The sequence below is a fragment of the Burkholderia sp. Ax-1719 genome, assembly GCF_011753055.1.
Taxonomy (GTDB): Bacteria; Pseudomonadota; Gammaproteobacteria; order Burkholderiales; family Burkholderiaceae; genus Paraburkholderia.
The window spans coordinates 240,841-260,542 of the sequence record NZ_VWWJ01000001.1 but is presented as its reverse complement, the minus strand read 5'-3'; the positions used below and the strand labels follow the sequence as shown (position 1 = coordinate 260,542).

15 protein-coding genes are annotated in these 19,702 nt (G+C 59.6%); 4 read left to right on the top strand and 11 right to left on the bottom strand.

Annotation, left to right across the window (positions count from 1 at the left end; translation table 11 throughout):
• Nucleotides 1–179 precede the first annotated feature (179 nt).
• From F3J17_RS01115 to F3J17_RS01100, 4 genes are all read right to left on the bottom strand, one after another.
• The gene (locus tag F3J17_RS01115) at nt 180–728 is read right to left on the bottom strand and encodes an acyloxyacyl hydrolase (protein ID WP_167054381.1); all 549 of its coding nucleotides are present in this window, start codon (nt 726–728) and stop codon (nt 180–182) included.
• A 455-nt stretch (nt 729–1,183) separates the two neighbouring features.
• On the bottom strand, nt 1,184–1,519 hold the full coding sequence (locus F3J17_RS01110) for an NIPSNAP family protein (protein WP_167052971.1): 336 nt from the start codon (nt 1,517–1,519) through the stop codon (nt 1,184–1,186).
• Nucleotides 1,520–1,533: 14 nt separating this feature from the next.
• Nucleotides 1,534–3,288 carry an FAD-dependent oxidoreductase gene (locus F3J17_RS01105; protein ID WP_167052969.1) on the bottom strand — a complete coding sequence of 585 codons (1,755 nt, stop codon included), beginning with the start codon at nt 3,286–3,288 and terminating at the stop codon, nt 1,534–1,536.
• 39 nt (nt 3,289–3,327) lie between these two features.
• On the bottom strand, nt 3,328–4,155 hold the full coding sequence (locus F3J17_RS01100) for an SDR family oxidoreductase (RefSeq protein WP_240160712.1): 828 nt from the start codon (nt 4,153–4,155) through the stop codon (nt 3,328–3,330).
• A 150-nt stretch (nt 4,156–4,305) separates the two neighbouring features.
• On the opposite strand from F3J17_RS01100, the gene F3J17_RS01095 reads away from it, so the two are divergent.
• Complete coding sequence (locus F3J17_RS01095) at nt 4,306–5,202, top strand: helix-turn-helix domain-containing protein (protein WP_167052967.1); 897 nt, start codon at nt 4,306–4,308, stop codon at nt 5,200–5,202.
• Between the two features lie 12 nt (nt 5,203–5,214).
• On the opposite strand, the gene F3J17_RS01090 is transcribed toward F3J17_RS01095, so the two are convergent.
• The 3 genes from F3J17_RS01090 to F3J17_RS01080 form a co-directional block, all read right to left on the bottom strand.
• A complete protein-coding gene (locus F3J17_RS01090; protein ID WP_167052965.1) occupies nt 5,215–5,694 on the bottom strand; it encodes a pyridoxamine 5'-phosphate oxidase family protein in 480 nt (159 codons plus the stop codon).
• 94 nt (nt 5,695–5,788) lie between these two features.
• The gene (locus F3J17_RS01085; RefSeq protein ID WP_167052963.1) at nt 5,789–7,222 is read right to left on the bottom strand and encodes a nicotinate phosphoribosyltransferase; all 1,434 of its coding nucleotides are present in this window, start codon (nt 7,220–7,222) and stop codon (nt 5,789–5,791) included.
• Between the two features lie 85 nt (nt 7,223–7,307).
• Entirely contained in the window at nt 7,308–8,345 is a 1,038-nt protein-coding gene (locus F3J17_RS01080) for a bifunctional nicotinamide-nucleotide adenylyltransferase/Nudix hydroxylase (RefSeq protein ID WP_167052961.1), read from the bottom strand.
• 249 nt (nt 8,346–8,594) lie between these two features.
• Between F3J17_RS01080 and F3J17_RS01075 the strand changes: the two genes are divergently transcribed.
• Nucleotides 8,595–9,059 (top strand): SET domain-containing protein-lysine N-methyltransferase, encoded by a 465-nt coding sequence (locus tag F3J17_RS01075; protein WP_167052959.1) that lies wholly within the window; start codon nt 8,595–8,597, stop codon nt 9,057–9,059.
• 305 nt (nt 9,060–9,364) lie between these two features.
• On the opposite strand, the gene F3J17_RS01070 is transcribed toward F3J17_RS01075, so the two are convergent.
• Complete coding sequence (locus F3J17_RS01070) at nt 9,365–10,744, bottom strand: replication initiation protein (RefSeq protein WP_167052957.1); 1,380 nt, start codon at nt 10,742–10,744, stop codon at nt 9,365–9,367.
• Nucleotides 10,745–12,091: 1,347 nt separating this feature from the next.
• Between F3J17_RS01070 and F3J17_RS01065 the strand changes: the two genes are divergently transcribed.
• Together F3J17_RS01065 and F3J17_RS01060 are read left to right on the top strand one after the other, a co-directional pair.
• The gene (locus tag F3J17_RS01065; RefSeq protein WP_027816482.1) at nt 12,092–13,300 is read left to right on the top strand and encodes an AAA family ATPase; all 1,209 of its coding nucleotides are present in this window, start codon (nt 12,092–12,094) and stop codon (nt 13,298–13,300) included.
• A complete protein-coding gene (locus F3J17_RS01060; protein WP_167052955.1) occupies nt 13,297–14,289 on the top strand; it encodes a ParB/RepB/Spo0J family partition protein in 993 nt (330 codons plus the stop codon). Before F3J17_RS01065 ends, F3J17_RS01060 begins: the two co-directional genes overlap by 4 nt.
• 2,523 nt (nt 14,290–16,812) lie before the next feature.
• Here F3J17_RS01060 and F3J17_RS01055 read toward each other — a convergent pair.
• The 3 genes from F3J17_RS01055 to F3J17_RS01045 all read right to left on the bottom strand — a co-directional run bounded on the left by F3J17_RS01055 (nt 16,813) and on the right by F3J17_RS01045 (nt 19,615).
• The gene (locus tag F3J17_RS01055; RefSeq protein WP_167052953.1) at nt 16,813–17,403 is read right to left on the bottom strand and encodes a flavin reductase family protein; all 591 of its coding nucleotides are present in this window, start codon (nt 17,401–17,403) and stop codon (nt 16,813–16,815) included.
• 97 nt (nt 17,404–17,500) lie between these two features.
• Nucleotides 17,501–18,583 (bottom strand): cell division protein ZapE, encoded by a 1,083-nt coding sequence (gene zapE / locus F3J17_RS01050; RefSeq protein ID WP_167052951.1) that lies wholly within the window; start codon nt 18,581–18,583, stop codon nt 17,501–17,503.
• Between the two features lie 99 nt (nt 18,584–18,682).
• The gene (locus F3J17_RS01045) at nt 18,683–19,615 is read right to left on the bottom strand and encodes a LysR family transcriptional regulator (RefSeq protein ID WP_167052949.1); all 933 of its coding nucleotides are present in this window, start codon (nt 19,613–19,615) and stop codon (nt 18,683–18,685) included.
• Between the last annotated feature and the right edge of the window lie 87 nt (nt 19,616–19,702).

Sequence of the window (19,702 nt, the reverse complement as noted above, 5' to 3'; positions counted from 1 at the left end):
CGTTTTTGTACCTGCTGCGTTGCACAAATCGATTAAACGCCCGACCCAAAATAATAAGGGGACAAATGCTTGGCGGTTGCGAATCGCATTAGTTGCGTACGCAACCTGTAATGTGAAGGAAAAATGAAACCACGCGCAAGCGTGATAACGCATGCGCGCGTGTAAAGCGCGGCTACGTTTTAAAAATTGTATTGGACGTAAATCTGGCTGAAATTGATGCCGGGGTTCGGATGTTTGAGCCCGGCATTCGATAGATGCTGGAAGCGGAAGCCTGCCTGGTAATTCTGGTGTTCGCCGAACTGCGCCCCCACCCCTACCATATCCGCGAACTGGAACGAGGACGAAAAGCTCCGGTCTGGCGTTTCGTCCACGTGCGAGAGCAATCGCACGCCCACGCCCGCTTCGATGAATGGGCGGATAAAGCCTGAATTCTTGATGAAGCGGAACACAGGCGTAAAGCCGAATTCCCAGATGTTCGCGTTGGCGGACGGCTTCTCGCGAATGTCCCAGTAGGCCACATGGCCTTCGCCAACCACGGTGAAATGATAACCGCCGATATTCCACCACTGCCAGCCGGGGTCCCAGACGACGCCGAGATCGGCTTTTTTCACGTCGTGGTCGGCAACGCCGCCGGCAAACTGAACGCCCCATTGATCTGCGCGCGCGGCGCTTGAACCGAGGCACACTCCTGCAAAGAGAACGGCGAGCGGTAGTCTTCTTTTTCGCATTTTCTCACTCTTTCGAATTCTGATTCTGGCGCACATGAATGTTCGAATCTTTAAAGCGCCAAATCGCACGACCGGCGGATTATAAATTCAGTGACATGTTTGTTTGCGTCACGCCAGCGCAATGCTTTATTTACGAAAGAGGGAAAATCGAAATGCGTTCAAGATTCGCAATAACGTGTTGCGATGGTTGCCGACAATGAAAAAAAAGACCTCCGCCTTTGCGCAAGCGGAGGTCGAAGTCGGTTTGGAGACCAGCGTTGTTCATCGCCTGAACAACGCCGGCAGATAATAATCAGCCTGGGCTACGCGATAAATGCGAAGCTGCGCATTAGTCAATTGCAATCAGCGCAGTAATAGGGCTGCTGCATTCATTTTTTCGTGCGCTTTATATGCTGGCTTAGACAAGCCAGCGACCTTCGACGTTGAGCACCGCCTCTCATGAATTCGCTTCCCTTTCAGCGTGTGAGAGGCGAGAGGCTTTTGAACTCCACGCGACGAATGATGCGGCTTTCCTGCGCGACAATCAGATGCCCCGACGCCTGCAGATACGCGGGCCAGTGCGGATCTGCGTCGCGCGCGGTGCGACGCGCGTCGTAATCGGCAATGCTTTCGTACGCCCACAGATGCACGACCTGATTCAGCGCGCCGATATCGCTCATATAGAAGCCGGCAGGCGCGCCCAGGTATTTCAATTGGATCGGCATGGCGAGGCGATCGAATACGTCGATAAATTCCGCCATGCCACGCGGGCGGATCGTATAGATGCGATGATCGATAAAGTCTTTGCTCATGGTCTGAATCGCTCTCAGGCTGCCGCCGATACGTTATGGAATGCTGATGACGCGCCCCTATCAATTCGCCCGGCGATGTGATTGCCGGTGATATAGCCGAAGGTCATGATCGGGCCCAACGTGATGCCCGCACCCGGATAGTTGCCGCCCATGATGCTCGCGCGGTCGTTGCCCACTGCGTAGAGACCGGCGATGGGCTGGCCGTCGTCGGCAAGCACTTCGCCGCTTACGCTCGTGCGCAGGCCATCAAACGTGCCCAGGTCGCCCATGACCACGTTGAGCGCGTAATACGGTCCCGCTCGCAGCGGCGCGACGCATGGGTTGGGACGTTGCGCGGGGTCGCCCAGATAGCGGTTGAACGCCGTCGAGCCTCGGCCGAATTCGGGGTCTTCGCCGCGCGCGGCGTGCTCGTTGTAGCGGCGTACGGTCTGCTCAAGATTGTGCGCGTCGATGCCCGCGCGCTGGGCGAGTTCGGCGAGCGTTTTGCCTTTGTGCAGATAGCCGTTGCGCAACAGCGCGCCGAGCGGCACCGGCGCGGGCTTGGCGTAACCCAGCCCGTATTTGCGCAACGTCGCGTGATCGCAGATAAGCCACATGGCCGTTTCCGCTTCGTCGCGACAGGCTTCGATCATCGCCGCGCCCACGTCGTGATACGAATTCGATTCGTTGGTAAAGCGCCGCCCGTGACGCGTCACGCCGATCACGCCCGGTTTGTAGCGGTCGAGCAAATGCGGAAAGACGGCGTATCGTCCGTTGCCCAACGGCACGCGCGACACCGGCATCCACGCTGCCGCTTGCGGATAGTGCAACACCGCTTTTGCACCCGCCTTTTCAGCGAGTTTCGCGCCATCGCCCGTGTTGCTTTGCGGAACCGGCGATGCATGGACCCCGCCGCGCTGTCGATGGGGATAGGCGTTCAGTGTGCGCTGCGCGTCATGCGAAAAGCCGCCGCTTGCCAGCACCACCGCGCGCCGCGCCATGATGCGTTGCTGCGTACCGCTCGATTCCACCAGGATGCCGGAGACCCGCGCCGCTTCGCAGATCAGTTCGCGCGCAGCCACGCCGGTAAAAATCGGAATGCCTAGATCGAGCGCGGATTTCGCAAGCCGCGCAGCCAACGCATTGCCGCTCGTCACCTGCACGCCGCGCCGGTGCACCGCCAGATCCTTCAGATGCGAGGCCAGGCGCTTCGCCACATACCACGCGGACGCCAGCGAGCGCGTCGCGTTGAAGAAGTGCTTGAGGTCGCCATTGGACGAATTGAACATCATGCCGATAAAGGTGATGGTCTTGAGCGGCGGGCGCAGCCGCGCGAGATCCCGGCCCAGCAGACTCGCATCGAATGGTGCTGCCACCACCGAGCGCCCAATATCTACGCCGCCTGGCGCGTCGGGGTGATAGTCGGGATAGAGCGTGGGCAGGAACTTGACGTCGGTCTCGCGCTCGAAGAAGTCGAGCATTTGCGGACCGTAGTCGAGAAACGCCTCAATGGCGGCTTCGTCGAAGAACGCGCCGGCTTCATGGCGCAGATAGGTGCGCGCGGCTTCGCGCGTATCCTTCGCACCGTTCGCGGCGCCATGGCGGTTTCCCGGTATCCAGAGCACACCGCCCGAAAACGCGGTGGTGCCGCCGAATACCGGCTCTTTCTCGATGACGACGACATCGAGCCCTGCCTTGCGCGCCGTGATGGCGGTGGACAACCCACCTGCTCCCGCGCCAACCACGAGCACGTCGCACACAGCTGGCAATGTTGTTGTGCTGCTTTTCATGGCGTCTCCTCCATTCATATCGATTTCGTCTTGATGCTTCTAGCGCGCGGCTGCGTAGCCAGGGCGCGGCACGAGGTCCATCAACATGCTGTCAAGGCCGCCGTCGACCACCAGTTCGGCGCCATTGATGTAGTCCGCGCGCGGACTGGCCAGAAACGCCACGGCGTGCGCAATATCGTCTGGCTGGCCAATGCGGCGGTTGGCGGTCATCGCGCTGCGGCGCGCTTCGATATCGCCGTGGGTGTAGAAGGACTCGGAAAGCGGCGTGCGGATCATGCCGGGACACACCGTGTTGCTGCGCACGCCGCGTGGCCCCCACTCCGCAGCAAGCTGGCGCGCCAGCATCGCCACCGCGGCCTTGCTCGCGCTATAGGCGCCGCTGTGCGTCTGCGGGTAACGCGCCGCAATCGACGCGACATGCACCAACGCGCCCGAACCACGTGCAAGCATGGAACGGCCGAAGCTTTGCGAACACAGCATGTATCCGGTGAGGTTCACGCGCAGCATCGCGTTCCAGTCTTCGAGCGAAAGCGTTTCGATACCGCCTGGCCGCAGCAGGCCCGCGTTATTCACGAGCACGTCCGCCACACCGAGTTCACGCTCGACCTGTGCCACGGCGTCGCTCACGCTCGCGGGTTCGCCGATATCGCAGGCGATGGAGATCGTTTGGGTCTGCGTTTTCAGTTGTTGCGCGAGCGTCTGGACTTTCTCCCTATCGCGATCGAGCAAGGCGAGGCGTGCCCCAGCGGCAGCAAAAACCTGTGCAATCGATGCGCCAATGCCGCCCGCTGCGCCCGTCACTACACATACCTTGTCCTGCAGTTGCAACCAGTGCCCACCCGCCTCTTTCTCCATTTCTCTATTCATCTGCAATCCTTATCAAATGATGACTTCGCATGCGATGATTCGTGTCCCCGCATGAGTTCTGTTGCAAAAAAGTATAGAGGCGCGACGAGCGCGCAAAGTGGACAAACGCGTCAGTCAACAGGACAATTTGTACACAGGAGGCGAGATGGCATGAGGAGAATCCCTAACTACGACCTGTACGGCGAATCCGCGCGGCCGCCGTGGTACGGCGCATTCAATTTCGAATGGATTCCGGAGCGCAGCCGTCCGAACGACTGGCGCATCGACGCGCACCGGCATGACGCGCTCTTGCAGATTCTGTACATACGGGGCGGCGCGGGCCATGTGGTGATCGAGGGCGTAAAGCACACGTTCGAGCCGCCCTGCCTGGTCGTCCTGCCCGCGCAGACGGTGCATGCGTTCGATTTTTCGCCGCAGATCGACGGTCTGGTCATCACGGCGGCGCAACGCCCGCTGGAGGCGCTCGTTAAAGTCGCCGCGCCGGGCATTGCCTCGATCCTTACACGCGCCGCGGTGATTCCCGTGCGCGGCGCGGACCCGAGCGTCGCCATGCTCGCGCCGCTCTTTGCCCTGCTGGAACAGGAGTACCGCAGCGGCGCGCGCGGCCACGCAGCGGCGGGCATGGCGCTGATGGTAACGTTATTTGTGCACGTCGCGCGCCTTGCGGATCTCGCTGCCACGCCTGCGACGCCAGGCGGCGACCGGCGTGCGGAGTTGTTGCGGCGCTTCCGCGACCTCATCGCCGCGCATTGCCGCGATCACGAGCCGGTCGCGTTCTACGCGAAGCGTCTGGGCTGCGCCAGCGCGCATCTTGCACGCGTGTGCCGCGAAGCGCTTGGGCACGCCCCCACTGCGCTCATCAACGAACATCTGATTCGAGAGGCGCAACGCGAGCTGGTGTATTCAGCGCTCAGCGTGAAGCAGATCGCACATGCGATGGGCTTCGAGGATAGTGCTTATTTCAGCCGCTTTTTCCGCAAGCAGACGGGGCTGACGCCGGTGGCGTTCCGGGAATCAGCGCACCGGCAGTTGATGGACGAGACCTGATGAGCGTCGTGCTCAGGCATGCGTGCGCAGCATGGCGATCTGTTCGCGCCAGCGCGCAATGACGCTCGCGCGCTCATAGAGGCGGAAGGTCACGCCGCCCAGCACCTCGGCATATCGGGCGCGATGCTCGTCCACCTTTTCGATTTGTAGACGGAATACGCAGAGTGCCAGTGCCGTTTGCTGTTCGGCCACGAGGCTCGCGTGCGCGCGTATTTCCAGCAGCGCGCCGTCGTGTACGAGGGAAAGCGTAAGACGTCCATCGCGACGCATGTTCTGCGCCGTGTTCGAGTTGGGCCACATCGCCACGAGCAGCGTGTGCGCGTCCAGCGCGAGCACTTCGCCCACGCTCAGCTGCGCGCCATGCGGCCAGCCGTCCGCGCCAACCGTGGAAACGCGGATCGCTTCGTGCGCATGTTCATCAAGGTGATCGCCATCGAATGCGGTGAGCAGCGGCGGCGGCAACGCGCGCGCATCGGCTTGGGGATCTTGCATCGGTTTCTCCAGATCGTCTGAGGCGACGCCAATCTACCGCATTGTGCGCACGTCCGGCGTGAGGCGGGTTCCAGACGCACGCAGCGGTGCCGGTTTAAAGCTCGTCGGCGTGGGCGCGCTCGCGGATTGTATCGAGGCTCACGTCCACGCACAGACGGCCGTTCTCATAGACGGTTTCGAGCGCGTCTTCCCAGTCGCGCTCAAGCAGCCGGTCTTCCCACGCGAGCGGCAGCGTGGCCGTGCGGTACTCGCCGGTGCGGCGATTGCGCAGCAGCGTGAGGCGGCCCATTTTCGAGCGCTTGCCGCTGTCGGTGATGGGATCCTTGCGCACGCCCGTCCACGTATCGCCCAGTCGGATCGCCGAGCACTTCATCGCGAAGCGCTGCGTATCGCGGTCCACGCGCTGCAACAGCGCGCCGCCCATGCCAAAGGTGACGTTGTCGGCCGCGTAACCCGCATCGTCGAGCGCGGCAAGGATCGCGCCGATCGAGGCCTCGTCCACGCCGTCGCCCTGAATCACACGCACGGTGTTCAACACACGGCGGCCGCAGCGATTGATCGTGGAGCCGAACGAGGCGTCGAGCGCGCGCACAGTCTTCATCACGATATCGACAGGTTCGCCGGAGTCCGGCCGGATCACCAGCGTCGCGCCGGAGTCCAGCACGGCCTGTTTCAACTCGCCGCCCCACAGGTCGAGCGCCGCGAACAGATCGTACGAATCGGACACCACCGAGACGATCGCACCGGGCTTGCCAAATTGCGCGAGCATGTTGCGATAGGCATCGGCCTCGCGCTCGCGGCCCCAGGACGTGATGGTGCTGTGCTCGGCGGCCGGCACCGAGTACGCCGCCATCTGCGCGTTATAGAAACGGTTCGCGGCCATCACGCCCAGCACGGTATCCGAACCCATGAAGCTCACCAGGTGCGCTGCGCCGCCAATGGCCGCGCTTTCCGCGCTCGATACACCGCGTGCGCCGAAGTCGTGCAGCTTGAACGGCAGCTGCGAAAGATCGTCGCTGGTCTTGCGCAGATAGCGGCCGATGGTTTTGCGCAGATGCCAGCTTTGCGTTGCCACGGTGATTGGATACCAGAGACGCAACAACATCGATTCGATGTACGAAGCAATCCAGAATACACGGGGATCATCGCACTCGACGGTCATGAGGACGTTATGCGTCGGCACCACCGAGCCTTCAGGCACGGCACGGATGCGCACCGGCAGATAGCCGTCGTATTGCTCGACGATATAGCGCCAGTCGGCTTCGTTGAACGGCTCGCCGTGTGCGCCAAAAAAGAACCGGGCTTCTTCGATCATCTGCGCGGTGATGGGCCTGCACAGATATTCCTTGGCCAGCATCTGCAGGCCGAAAAATACGGTGCGGTCGTAGCGACCGCCGCGCGATTCGACATACGAGAACATGCCGGTCGCTTCGGGCGGATATTGCACGAAGTGGGACGCCTTATAGGAGTCCGTATTAACGATCGGATTGGCGAGAATGGATGCGAACGAGTCGAATTGGGCTTGCATGGCTAGAGCTCCTCTATGCCGTTGAAAGTCCGCCGGGTCTATCCCAGCGGGGTAAAACGATCGATATGCGCGCGTGGCTGTGCGCTCAGAGCTTCCCGAGGAAGTGGTAAGCGATGTCGAAGTGATCCTCGAACATCACGTCGCGCATACGTGCAAAGGTGTTGAGCGGCACCCAGCGGGCCTTGTCGGCATCGTCGCCGCCCTTCACGCGCGGCAACTCGCCCACCGGAAAGTGGAATAGAAACGCATGCGTAATGGTGCGCCCGCGCAGCGAACGCTGCGGATGATCAAAGACCTGACGATCCTTGATCGAGCCGCGCAGGACGGGTTCGGGCAGCTTGAGGCCGGTCTCTTCGCGCAGTTCGCGGATGCACGCGGTTTCGAGCCGCTCGTCCTGATTGACGAAGCCGCCCGGCAGCGCCCACAAGCCGCGCCCCGGCTCGCTGCGGCGACGCACGAGCAGGATATGGCCGGAGTGCACCACGAGCGCGTCGACGGTCACGAAGGTGACGGGATAAGGCGCAGCCGCCCAGGCCTTTTGATAGCCCGCGATGAACTCGGCTTCCGATTTCAGCTGCGCGAACTCGGGGCGCGTGCGAAAGGCTTCGAGCCACGCATGGACGGGCGCCGGCACGGCCCACGAAACGAAGCTGTTGTTGCGCTCCGCGAACAGCTGCTCGCGGATCTCGGTGGCCGAGATGTCCTCGGTGGCATCCGTTTCCACGAACTCCCACTGCGGAAACATGCGCAGATAGTAAGAGCTGGCGTCTTTTTCGTGGCCGATCAGACCGATACGTCGGCCCGAGGTGTCGCCCAGTTCGGAGGCCACGGCGTCCTGAATCCAGCGCAGCCAGTCGCCGTCGTTGTACATCGAGTCCTGCACCGGCGCGATGACGACACGCTCGCGCTCGTCTTCATCGAGCAGGGCGAGAATCATCTGGCGGCGTTCGTCGTACGAGAACGGATCTTTGATGGTGCGCGGACGGTCGGTCGAGCCGATCAGGATGCACACGCGCGAAGACTGGCTGAGCGCACGGCGCAGCACATCGAGGTGACCACGATGCGGGGGCTGGAAACGGCCAATGAAAATCAGTGCGTCGAAACGCTGGGTATTCTTGCTCATGAGGCTCCCTCAAGAGATTGGCGGTCGTGGGTCTGTCCCTTGACCGTGGGTGAATCGTAACGCCGCGCGGGCGATCGCGTCAAACGGTTTTGTCCTGGGCAGATAGCGCGACCCTTGCCGCGAAGCGGGTCCTGCATATTCGAAACGTCATATTCGCGACTATTTTCTCGACTTATACTCGGCGCGAATGCAGGCCCTGGCTGCCTCGTCTCCACTCCCGTTCGCGCTGTCGTTCCTGGTGCTGCGATCATGAAACGTGTGTCCGTCCGGCAATCGCCGGTGCATGGCAAAGGCGTGTTCGCGCTGTGCTCGTTGCGCGCGGGAGAGCGCATCTTCGAATACAAAGGCATGGTGACGACGTGGCGCGAAGCCGCGCGCTGGAACGAGCGGCGCGAGGTTTCGGGGCATACCTTTCTGTTCGGGCTTTCGGATGGACGCGTGATCGACGGCGGACGCGGCGGCAACGGCGCGCGCTGGCTCAATCACGCCTGCGCAGCGAACTGCGAGGCCGTCGAAGGCGATGGTCGCGTGTTTATCGACGCCATCCGCGATATTGCCGCCGGTGAAGAACTATTCATCGATTACGCGCTGGAAATCGGGCACCAGGTGGACAGCGAGGCGCAGCGCGAATACGCCTGCCGCTGCGGCACACATTGCTGCCGGGGCACCATGCTAGGCGCTCAAGCATCGCCCATGCAGGACGTTGCCGCGTGATCTTATAAGGATTGCCAGGTAATTTTCAGACGTGACGCGGCGTTGCGCTCGTATCGGGAAGGCCAAAAGATGGCCCTGATTCCTCTGCGAAAGTTATCCACAGTTTTCGGGGATAACTTTGTGAATATCACCTGGGACGAATGACCCAAGTCATTGATCCAGTGCTGGAATTTTCCCAGCCCCATCGCCCGCGCTGTGATGCCTGCAAGCTATGCGGCCCTTCGTGCTTTTGCAGCAACGCGAGCGACGTTTTCGTCGCTCTACGCGGCGGGAAAGGTGCGGGGAAGACGATGCGAAACCGCCCTTCAAAGGCCGGTCTGCTTGAGCTTGCCGTAGACGAATTGCCCGAAGTACCAGGACAGATCGGAATGGTTGAGGATGTTCACATCCGACAAGGCGCCTGCCTCCAGCTTCAGGCGGCGCAGCATCAGCTTGCCAGCCTGCGAGGCGATATAGAGGCGCACGAGCTCCTTGCGGGTCTTCTCGTCGGCCGATTCGAAGTGTTCGCGGCCACGCTGCACTTCATCGTTGCGACGCGTGCGCGCCTCTTCGTCGCGCGCGGCGATGCTCTGCTTGACCGCGGTGGTGACCGCGGCCTTGGCGGTTTCCTCGGCGTCGACCGCAGCGGCGCGCTCGCTCTGGATCGCGACCATCTTGCGCTCGGCCTCCGAGACCTGCCAGTTGTGGCTCAGCGCCTTCATCAGGTAGCCAGCAGGGCTCTTCGTGACCTTGCCCTGGTTCAGACGGAAGCGCGTGTATTCGATCGCCTGCTGGATGCGCTCGTCGGTCCAGTTCATACGATGTTCGGCGATCACGTCGAACTGCTTGTTGCTCAGGCCGAACTCCTCCTTGAGCGTGAGCAGAAGGTCGTGTGCGTCGGGCTGACGGCTGAGCATCGCCGCGACCGTGTCCTTGCGCTTCAGACGAAAGCGGATCTTGTTGATCTTGCGCGAGGTTCCCGAATCGGCGCGCGTCTCGTAGCTCACCTCGATATCGGAAAGCTCATTGATCTGGTTCACCGCCGGGTCGAGGTACTTCGGCCGGAAATGCTTGAACTCAGACGCGCTCGAGCCGAGCTTGCCCGGCCAGCGACGCATGACGTCGAGCTCGATCCAGTCGGTCAATCCCGCCGCTACGTAGGGCTGCACGTAGTCGTAGATCGCCCGCGCAAAGGTCTGCGAGAACGCCGCCGTGATGCACAGGTTGAGCCAGTGGTGCTTTTCCGGACCAGTGATGTGGCGCAGCATCAGCGGCGGAATGCGGAACTGGATGCGCCCCTTGCCGATCTTCACGCTGCCCATCAGCTGCTCGGAAATCCACTGATCGTCCTCGCTGGGAGCGCGTTCTGGCGGCGTGTCGGTCACTTCGATCAGCACACGCTGCGCTTCCTTGATGACGCTCTGCAGATGCCGCACGTTGCGGCTCTCGTAGCGCATCAGCCACTTGAAGTAGTTGAGATCGACGTCGTAGGTCTCGTGCGGTACCGGCTCCTGGGCGGCAATGAAATACGCAGCGTCGATGAAACGCCGCGACGACAGGCCAAGCCCGTTGATGGCAACGAAAACGTTGTTGCGCTGAAAGCCGATCTCTCGCGTGCTTTCGCTGATTGGCTGCCCGGACATCTCTTCGAACAACCCAAGCGACATTTGCTGGGTCGTCGTCCTGCGTCCGCTGTCCTCCGACATTCGTGTGCTCTCCGTCGATATTGGCGGGGACTCTATCACTCCGTTTACACAAGTCAACACAATAAACGTTACCTCAAACAGGGCTTATAAAAGCGCTCGCACAAAAAACGTGCCGAACTGCACATAGACCTCTGCATTGCCTGCACAAAAAACGACACCCGTTTGCACATAAAACGATGCATCTTGCACATAGACCGGTGCTTTTGAGATCCAAGTATCTGAAATCAAAGGTTTAGAAGGTCTACGTTAGTGGGTTTGTGGGTTTTCTGTTTTTAAGTAAACAAACCAACCCCGCAAGCAAAGAGATGCTTCGCGTGAAAATTTGCGCTGAGTGACTTTGAGAGCTGGACGGATTTTGAGACTTTTCGTGGAAAAGTTACCCGCTCAAGGGGCTATTGGCTTATTTGATGAGCATCCCAGGGTTTACGCGATGAAATTGAACATGTTCTGAGATGCCATCGGGCAACGTTTTGTGTGCAAGGTTGGGAGTTCACGGTAACGATTAATGTGCAGAGGCCTGTGACGATGGGAAGGGGAGAGTTCTTTGGCGCGGAATCATGTGAATCGATCGCTAAGGTAACGGTTTTTGTGTGCATTCGAATCACGTAGTCTGGGGTAGTGGTTTTTGTGCAGATATGTTGGCCACTACAAAGGTCACGTTTATTGTGCGAGCCCGCTTCGTGTCCGCTTAGAGCATTGATTGGCCGCGCATTCCCGGGCTAGGTAACGATTTTTGTGCACAGAGCGGCTCCAGCTTCCCTGCGTTCGTTTTGCGTTGCCTTCTGTGAGAACGAGTGTCCGGGTGTTTTTGCGGAACTGCGGAATTGAGGTCACGTTTTTTGTGCATTTCTCTGGAAGTGCACTAGCGTGGGAAGGGAGTCGATCGGTTGGTAACGGTTTTTGTGTCGAGATCGCAAAGAGGTGTCCTCACAGAAGGACTGGCCGCACAAAATTCGTTACCGTGATTCCGTTATGCCGAAGCCCACTTTCGTTGATCGACGAAAGTGCACAAAAAACGTGACCTCGATATCCATCGGGCTTCATTCGGCTCCCGCTAGAAGAAGTTTCGGGACAAATCAGGCGCGACAGAACTAGCTGGGGTGGTGGCGCAATGACACGGCGCGGACCAATTTGCCTAAAAAATAGGCAAAGCCACGGAAAGGCGCTTAATCGCCCGCTGGTGGGGCTGGCCGTTTGGGATAGGCTCTAGGCTGGACTTGCCCGTTAGAGGCCGTCTAAACGCGAATAAAAGGGTCGTTTTTTTCTAAAAGCGGTCTCAATCAGTGTGTTTCGATACGCTTTTCCTGTATTCTACGCTTTATCTAAATTCCGATGAAAAGCGTATTAATGGCAAAGACTATCGAATTTCCATCAATTGACCGACGCGTTGATCTTTCGGCGGTAACGCAGTTCGCGGAAGAGGCGGGTCTTCTGTCAGAAGAACTTCGGGAAATGATGCTGGCGCCGAAGCCACGCAAGATGGCACCGACATTCACGTCGGCGCAGGTCGCGGAGATGTGCGGCATCGACCGGATCAAACTGAACAATCTGCTGGCGACGCGCGAGGGACTGCCCCAAGGCGAAGCGCAAGGATCGGGGCGCAGCCGGGTGTTTACCTTGCCCGAAGCGCGTGTCTGGGTCCAGCAGGTTTCCGATATTTATCAAACGCCGCTTCACACCGGCGTGCGTGACGCCGACGGCAAGGTCATTCTGGTCGCCAACTTCAAGGGCGGCTCGACGAAAACCACCACGACGATGTGTCTCGCGCAGGGCCTGACGCTTCGCGGCCGTCGCGTGCTGCTCATCGACCTGGATCCGCAAGCATCGTTGACCGAGCTTTGCGGTCTCTATGCGGAAAAGGAAGTGACGGAGGACAGTACGGTCCTGCCGTATATTTACGATCCGCAAATGGAAGGCGGGCTGCTGAATTTTGTTCAGCCGACTTATTGGGATGGCCTCGATGTCATTCCAGCACACCCGACGCTGTTCTCCGCGGAATTTCATATTCCCGGTACCGTGATCAAGAACCCGGGCTTCAAGTTCTGGGATCTGCTGCGCGAAGGCGTACAGACGCTGCGTCAGCACTATGACTACATCATTCTCGATACGGCGCCGTCGCTGTCATATCTGACGATCAACGCACTGATGGCCGCCGATGCAATGGTGATGCCGCTCGTGCCGGAGAGCCTGGACTTCATCAGCTCGGTGTCGTTCTGGAGTCTGTTCTCTGACCTCGCACACACGATCATGGAGCGCGGCGACGAGAAAACCTACGACTTCGTCTCCGTGCTGCTATCGAAGGTGGATTACGGCAAGACGTCGTCGGCACCGGTCGTGCGCTCGTGGGTGCAGCGTACCTACAAGGATTGGGTGAGCTCAGTCGAGGTGCCTGCCAGCTCGGCGATGAGTAACGGCGCGCTGGCGATGGCAACGGTATTCGACATCAGCAAGGGCGATCTCGCGGACAAGACAGTGGCACGCGTGCGACAACCGCTCACGGACTACGTGCGGTGGATCGACGATCTTTATGTTGAACAATGGAGGGCCGGGAAATGAGCTCGTTCCGCGACAAGATGGCGGCCAAGACCGCTGAACTCGGCTCAGCGTCTGAGCGACAGACCACCGAACGTCCGGCGCCGGCCGCACCCGAGCCGCGTCGCAGCAGCGCGTTCAAGACCGGGCCGGGTATGTTAGGTGCGCTTGCGGTTGCTCAGCAGCGTATTCAGGAACTGGAGACGAACAGCGACAAGCTGCTGCTTCCGGTCAGCGCAATCCAGCCGAATCCCTGGCAGCCGCGCAAGATTTTCAGCGACGAAGGGCTGGCATCGCTTGCCGAGTCCATCCGCGAAGTCGGGCTGGTTGAGCCGGTTGTCGTGCGTCGCGCAGATCACGGGTATCAGCTGATTGCTGGTGAGCGTCGTCTGCGTGCGCACGTCATCTTGCACGCGGAGGAGATTCGCGCTTCGGTGATCGAGTGTTCCGACCAGGATATGGCGGTGCTTGCGCTGGTCGAGAACGTTGGGCGCGAAGACCTGACGGACTATGAAATCGGCCAGTCGCTGCGTCGCGCGGAGCAGGAATTTCCGACGCGCACGCGTATGGCCGAGGCGTTGGGTATGTCGCGCAAAGGCCTGTATCGGTTTCTCTCGTTCGATAAGCTGCCGGATTTCATTCGACGTGATCTCGATCTGAACCCGCGTTTGCTGGGTGGGTCGGCGGCGGACGAGATCGTCTCGGCGATCAAGAAGCACGGTGCGGGCGGGTTGCTGGCCGCGCGTGAACTTTGGCCGGCGGTGGTGGCGGGTACGCTGGATCAGGGCAAACTGGCAGCGGCGATTGGGGCTCAGTCGAACCGTAGTGAAACCGAGCAGAGCGTTTCGGAGCGCAGTATCGAGAAGATTTTTTCGGGCAAGAGCCACGCGGGCAGCATTACGAAAGACACGACTAGCTTCACTGTGAAGTTGAAAACTGGTGTGCTGTCAGATGCGCAAGAGACGCAAATTCGTGAACTCATCAGCCAGTTGTTTAATGTGAAGCCTGGTTGAAGCGATTTGCCGGCGAAGTGACGATTGAATGGAGCCCGCGAAAGCGGGCTTTTTTATTGCCCGGCGGTCGGCTGGATTGTGTCGAGTCGACACGGCGGTGGTGAGGGGAGGGCGGATTGTCGTGTGGGATTTCTCGGACTGACAGACGAGACGGGGATAGGGGTAGGGGAGGGGCGCGTGAGAGTTGGGACGTTGCTTCAGTCAGCTTCCGGTGATTTCGGGATCGTGTGTCAAGTCGACACACACCGGCGTCCCATAAAGTTGGGGTCGCGGAACTCTCTAGGCGTATGGCACGGAGCGGGTGTCAGCGACAGGTTAGATGTGTCGGGTCGACACATCGTTTTGCGTCGTGTTCGAAGTCGCGCGATCACCAGCAGGGTGAGTCGGACGAGTAGCGATCGAAGATCACCAATCATGAGTATCGAGTGCGTCGATGCGATACGGTTGCTGAGTGACGACGCCTCGTGGCTGCGTGTCTGGCACTCACTCATTCGCTTGCTCCGCGCAGGATGTGTCGACTCGACACAGGGCGGGAGTTCGGTTCGATCCAGAGATTTCCACGGAGCTGAACAGTGACGAATCGGTCACTTCGTAGCGTTTGATAAAGGTTGACGTAGGCACTTGCGCTGATGACGCTGAGCAAAGAGAAATCGGTGCCGGCCGCCGAGTTTCGTACGGGCTCAGTAGATTGCGTGGAGCGTTGCCTACGCGGAGGCGTCGGCCATCGCCCCTCGCTGAGTCACTCAGCAAATGTTCGTGTGTCGACTCGACACACGGCACCCGCGCGACTGCGGGTACGACGTATCTGCGATGCACTCGGTGTGGAGAATTCAAGCGAATACGCGATCCGTCTTCGACAACTCGCGGCGCTGGCCCGTCCCACGTAGCCGTTGCTCTTCGGCTGTCCACGGTTGCCACGCGGAGCGATGTGGCTAGGGGACGCGAATCACGAGCCCCCGCCAAGATATTGAGACGCGCGGAAAACATCAAGGCCTCTCGAACCAGCGTTCACCGCACGGCACTCGTCCTCTCTCAAATCAAACAACTCACTGTGCCGTGAGCAACGCACCTACAGTCGGCGCATTCGTATCGAGTTCTGAATAGTCTATCGGGCGTGCAGAGTGCAGTCCCCTAGCGCACCTATCGAAGCAAGAGATATTTAAAAGCTCACATTCTGCTACTCAGGCGAGGCATGCGTAAGTGCAAGTTGTCATTCGTTTGAATCACGCCAAGAGGGTGTGTCGACTCGACACGACGTGACTTCGGCCTCTACAGCTTGCGAGCAAGAAGCGCTCTGAAGTATGGAATCAGTTCGAGGGTGAGGCGAGTGCCAGCAACTGATTATGTAGCAGAGGATCTCGTCTGCGCTCGACTCGACACACTCCCGTGTACGGCGAACCTGTTCGATTCCGGTCAGTGATTCGCGTTACGCCGAATACACGATCACGGCTAGCGTCTGACTCAGGTGACGGTGAAGGTTCCCGGATTGCCAAGCTGTGTCGAGTCGACACAATACGCACTTGACTGCCTGCTCATGGTTGGGAAGCATGCCCGCCTCAGTCGCAAGTCGCAGGCGGCGCAGCGCAGAGAGGCCTATCTATCGGAACAGTGGGCGATAGATAGGGGGCTGAACTTCCACGCGCACCAGCGCGAATATCCAATCAAAGGACTGGATGGCAGATTTCGCCCGCCGGTGGCAAGAGTCGAACACAGGGGTAGCATCGCTGACCTCCGCGTTTGCACTGCGGCGCGTGGATGTGAGACGGCAAGGGGAGCGGGATACACGATTGGCAGGGGCTTCGATCAACGACAAATTCTTGTTTCGTCGCCAGCACATGCTCGACGTGTTCGTGCAAGTGACCCGTACATCTCAGGATGCTGCCGGTAGATGTCACACGGTTCTTTCTTCGTGTCCATCATTCGCAAATTTTCTCCTCTGTCCTTCTTTCAGAGGATCACATTGACCTGCAGCTCACGGTGACTGTCCACAGCACATGTAACGACAAATGAGGCTGCGCAATCAGGCAACTGGAGGTCGCGTAAATGAAATTTCATATTGCAACTAACAGATTAAATAGACTTAAATTATCTATATTTCCGAAATCGAACCTGTTGGTTGCTCGACGCCCCCGCGCAATCTCTCCGGCGCCCAACCTGCTTCGGCTATCCAACAGCGCCTGCAGACCAAAACGCTCAATTTTTCACCCAATCTAGCGCCATAAACGCGCCAAATCCCCTCAATTTCCACCCCGCGTGAAACATTCGCATCAAATCGAAGAAAACGGTAAAATCCTTATGCAACAAGGCTTTGCGACTCATAAAATCACTGCGGCGAATGATGTTTCACGCTAGGATGCGTTTTCGGACCCTAAAAAATCTACAGCCGACATTCACATCGCGCAAACAAGCCAAAGGTCACCCAATTCGTATCTTTTGCTACGTAATCTGTAGTTAATAGAATAATCGACCAGCACTGTAGCGGCGACTCAACCGCCGCCGCCTCAACGAATCCGCGCTAAACCCTTACCCAGCAAGCGTCTTCGCCTTTACAGCATCACTGGCGAGAGCAAAATTCCCCGCCCCCAGATGATGAATCGTGTGCAGATCGCGATTGCTGTCGTCAAATACCCAGTGGCCGCCGCTAAAAACTCGCGGATCAGCCGCTGCCGACACAACCTCACAAAAACACGTGTCGTAAGCGTCTTCAGTATGTTTCTCGGGGATGAGCTTGCATTCCATCCAGGCTGCGATGCCCTGCTCCAACAGCGGTAAGCCGAGCACCGGCCCTTTCACCGGGTCGATATCAAACTGAGCGAATTTATCGCCGTCACGTCCGCTAACGCTCCCAACGGCAAAAGTCAGATCCATCGCCGCCGCACCCGGCACGCAGATGCCGAAAGTGCCGCTCGCATGAATCAATTCACGCGTGAAAGTTTTCTTGTCAATCACAACGGCAATGCGCGGTGGCGTGAATTCGACGGGCATCGACCAGGCCGCAGCCATCACGTTGTGACGCATGCCATCGGAGCTCGTGATCAGCACAGTCGGGCCGTGATTGATGAGGCGGCTCGCGTGTTCGAGCGCAACTGGTTTGAAACGGGAGAGGGTATCCATCGTGTTGTTCGTCCTTCGTGTCAGGGTGCGAGGGACTGTACAACAGTTGGAAAGAAGACGCGGAGCGTGTCGGCGCGCGACACGCTAACGGGGGAGTTTAGCGAGCGGGAACTGAAGAGGAAGCGTTCGCAACGCCATGCGCCGGTTCGAGTTCAATCGCGTAAGCGCCCGATTGCATTTCCGCGAGCCGACTGGTGGTGCGCGACACATCGTGCGCTGTGTCGAGTCCTTCGAGCGCTGCGCGCACCGGCCGGTCCGACGCGATGAACAGCGCGTGCCTGCGGTCGTAAAGAATATCGATCAACCAGACGAAGCGCTGGAGCACATCGCGCCGCTGGAGCATCGGGGTTTCGACGCGGTCGAGAATCACGCCGCGCCAACGCTCGGCCAGCGCAAGATAGTCCAGATGCGAGCGGGGCGTGCCGCACAGCGCGTCGAAATCCACCCATACCAATTGCTTGCCTGCCGCCGTAACCGGTAGCGAGCGCCCGGCCACTTCGACATCGGCGGGATGGATGGCAGCCTGCGCTTCGTATTGCGCGAAGATCGTCCAGAGCGCTTCGCGTGTGTCGTCGAGCGGCGAGAAGTAGCGAAGTTGTGTCGAGTCGACACAGTTTTCGCGGTAGTCGCGCGGACCGTCGAAGTTGACGATGTCGAAATGCCGTTCGATGCGGGCGATGGTCGGCTCGAAGCGTTCGTGAAATTCGGGATCTGGCAGCAGATTGCGCGGTGCGTAATTCGAGGTGAGCACGATGCGCGTGCCGCACGCAAGCGCCGTTTCCAGAAAGCGGCCGATCAGAAATGCGTCGGCGATATCGTGGACATGGAATTCGTCGAAGTAGAGCAGATCGACGCCGTCGAGCCATGCGCGCGACACATCGCCCAACCGGTCTTCGCTGCGTGGCGCCTGCACGACCAGCCGGTTGATGTCGCGGATGAACTGATGAAAATGGATGCGCCGCTTCGCGCAGGGCGCGAGCGCAAAAAGTGTGTCAACGATCAAACTCTTGCCGCGTCCAGGCAAGCCGTGACAGTAGACGCCGCGATGTTCGCGCTGCGCTGCATCGGAGCGCGAACCCTGGAGGAGCGCGCAAAGTGTGTCGATCGCCCGTTGCTGGCTGTCGTCCGCGACGATTGCTTTTTTCGCGAGTGCGTGGGCGATGGCGGACGGGTCGATCATGCGGATGCTTTCAAGGCAGTAGGGTAGAAAAAGCGCTGCATATCCTGCACGCGCGGACGCGCCAGTTTATCAGCGAGCCTCTTCGACCCCGCGCCAGCCCTACAGTCGCTCGATCAGCCGCGCATCGCCGTGTTCGCAGTAATCGTGGCAGGCGGCGCGCGCGGCGTTGGCGGCGCCGTGAACAAAGAGCGGCGCGTCGCTGCGCCGCGACATCGACACCACGATCGATGGCGGCGACGGATGCAGGGGCAGTTCGACCACTTCGCCCCGCGCGATGAGTTCGTCGACAAAAAGGCGCGGAATCGCGGCCACGCCAAAACCGTCGCGCACGAGCTGGACGATCACCGAAATCGACGGCGAACCGGTGATGCGCGTCTCCGAGAGCGGCACGCCGTTCGCAAGCGCCAGCTTGCCGACGATATCTTCCAGCGCGCGATGCGGCGCGGTTCCGCGCCCGAAAGTCAGTATCGGCTGCCGCAATACGCGCTTTGCCAGGCCGCTGCGTGAAAGCGGCAGCAGTCCGGCGCGCGCGATCCAATGCACCGGATAATTTGCAAGTGCATCACATACTACGGACTCCTCATCACTACCTTCCACACGTACGATCAGATCGAGTTCGCCAGCCATCAGGCGTCGTTGCAGCACGACGCTTACGTCCACCGCAAGCTCGACTTCCAGCTGTGGATAGTCGTTCGCCAGACGCCGCATATAGTCCGCGAGCCAGCTATGTACGACGGTTTCGATCACGCCCAGCCGGAGTTTGCCGCGCATTGCGCCTTCGTTGGACGCGGCAGCCTGCAACTGACGGGTCGCCTCGACCACGGCCTTCGCATAGCCAAGCAGATATTCGCCATTCGGCGTGAGGCGGAATTCGCGGCTCTCGCGATCCACCAGCACGGTCTGCAATTCTTCTTCGAGTGCTTTCAAACGTTGCGAAATGGCCGCGGGCGTGGCGTGTAGCGCGCTTGCAGTGGTGCGAAAGCTGCGCAGCTTCGCAAGCGTGACGAAGGTCTCCAGAAAGCGTGTGTTCATGGCAGGCAGCGCGCGTGTCGAGCGCTTCAAAAAAAGCAACGTGACTCGGGAAAACCCGTGGTTTTGTTAAGAAATTCTATTCGTGAG

Excerpts from the sequence above, each read along its gene's own strand:
- F3J17_RS01115 (WP_167054381.1), bottom strand. The coding sequence starts at position 728 with ATGCGAAAAAGAAGACTACCGCTCGCCGTTCTCTTTGCAGGAGTGTGC.
- F3J17_RS01110 (WP_167052971.1), bottom strand. The coding sequence starts at position 1,519 with ATGAGCAAAGACTTTATCGATCATCGCATCTATACGATCCGCCCGCGT.
- F3J17_RS01105 (WP_167052969.1), bottom strand. The coding sequence starts at position 3,288 with ATGAAAAGCAGCACAACAACATTGCCAGCTGTGTGCGACGTGCTCGTG.
- F3J17_RS01100 (WP_240160712.1), bottom strand. The coding sequence starts at position 4,155 with ATGAATAGAGAAATGGAGAAAGAGGCGGGTGGGCACTGGTTGCAACTG.
- F3J17_RS01095 (WP_167052967.1), top strand. The coding sequence starts at position 4,306 with ATGAGGAGAATCCCTAACTACGACCTGTACGGCGAATCCGCGCGGCCG.
- F3J17_RS01090 (WP_167052965.1), bottom strand. The coding sequence starts at position 5,694 with ATGCAAGATCCCCAAGCCGATGCGCGCGCGTTGCCGCCGCCGCTGCTC.
- F3J17_RS01085 (WP_167052963.1), bottom strand. The coding sequence starts at position 7,222 with ATGCAAGCCCAATTCGACTCGTTCGCATCCATTCTCGCCAATCCGATC.
- F3J17_RS01080 (WP_167052961.1), bottom strand. The coding sequence starts at position 8,345 with ATGAGCAAGAATACCCAGCGTTTCGACGCACTGATTTTCATTGGCCGT.
- F3J17_RS01075 (WP_167052959.1), top strand. The coding sequence starts at position 8,595 with ATGAAACGTGTGTCCGTCCGGCAATCGCCGGTGCATGGCAAAGGCGTG.
- F3J17_RS01070 (WP_167052957.1), bottom strand. The coding sequence starts at position 10,744 with ATGTCGGAGGACAGCGGACGCAGGACGACGACCCAGCAAATGTCGCTT.
- F3J17_RS01065 (WP_027816482.1), top strand. The coding sequence starts at position 12,092 with ATGGCAAAGACTATCGAATTTCCATCAATTGACCGACGCGTTGATCTT.
- F3J17_RS01060 (WP_167052955.1), top strand. The coding sequence starts at position 13,297 with ATGAGCTCGTTCCGCGACAAGATGGCGGCCAAGACCGCTGAACTCGGC.
- F3J17_RS01055 (WP_167052953.1), bottom strand. The coding sequence starts at position 17,403 with ATGGATACCCTCTCCCGTTTCAAACCAGTTGCGCTCGAACACGCGAGC.
- zapE (WP_167052951.1), bottom strand. The coding sequence starts at position 18,583 with ATGATCGACCCGTCCGCCATCGCCCACGCACTCGCGAAAAAAGCAATC.
- F3J17_RS01045 (WP_167052949.1), bottom strand. The coding sequence starts at position 19,615 with ATGAACACACGCTTTCTGGAGACCTTCGTCACGCTTGCGAAGCTGCGC.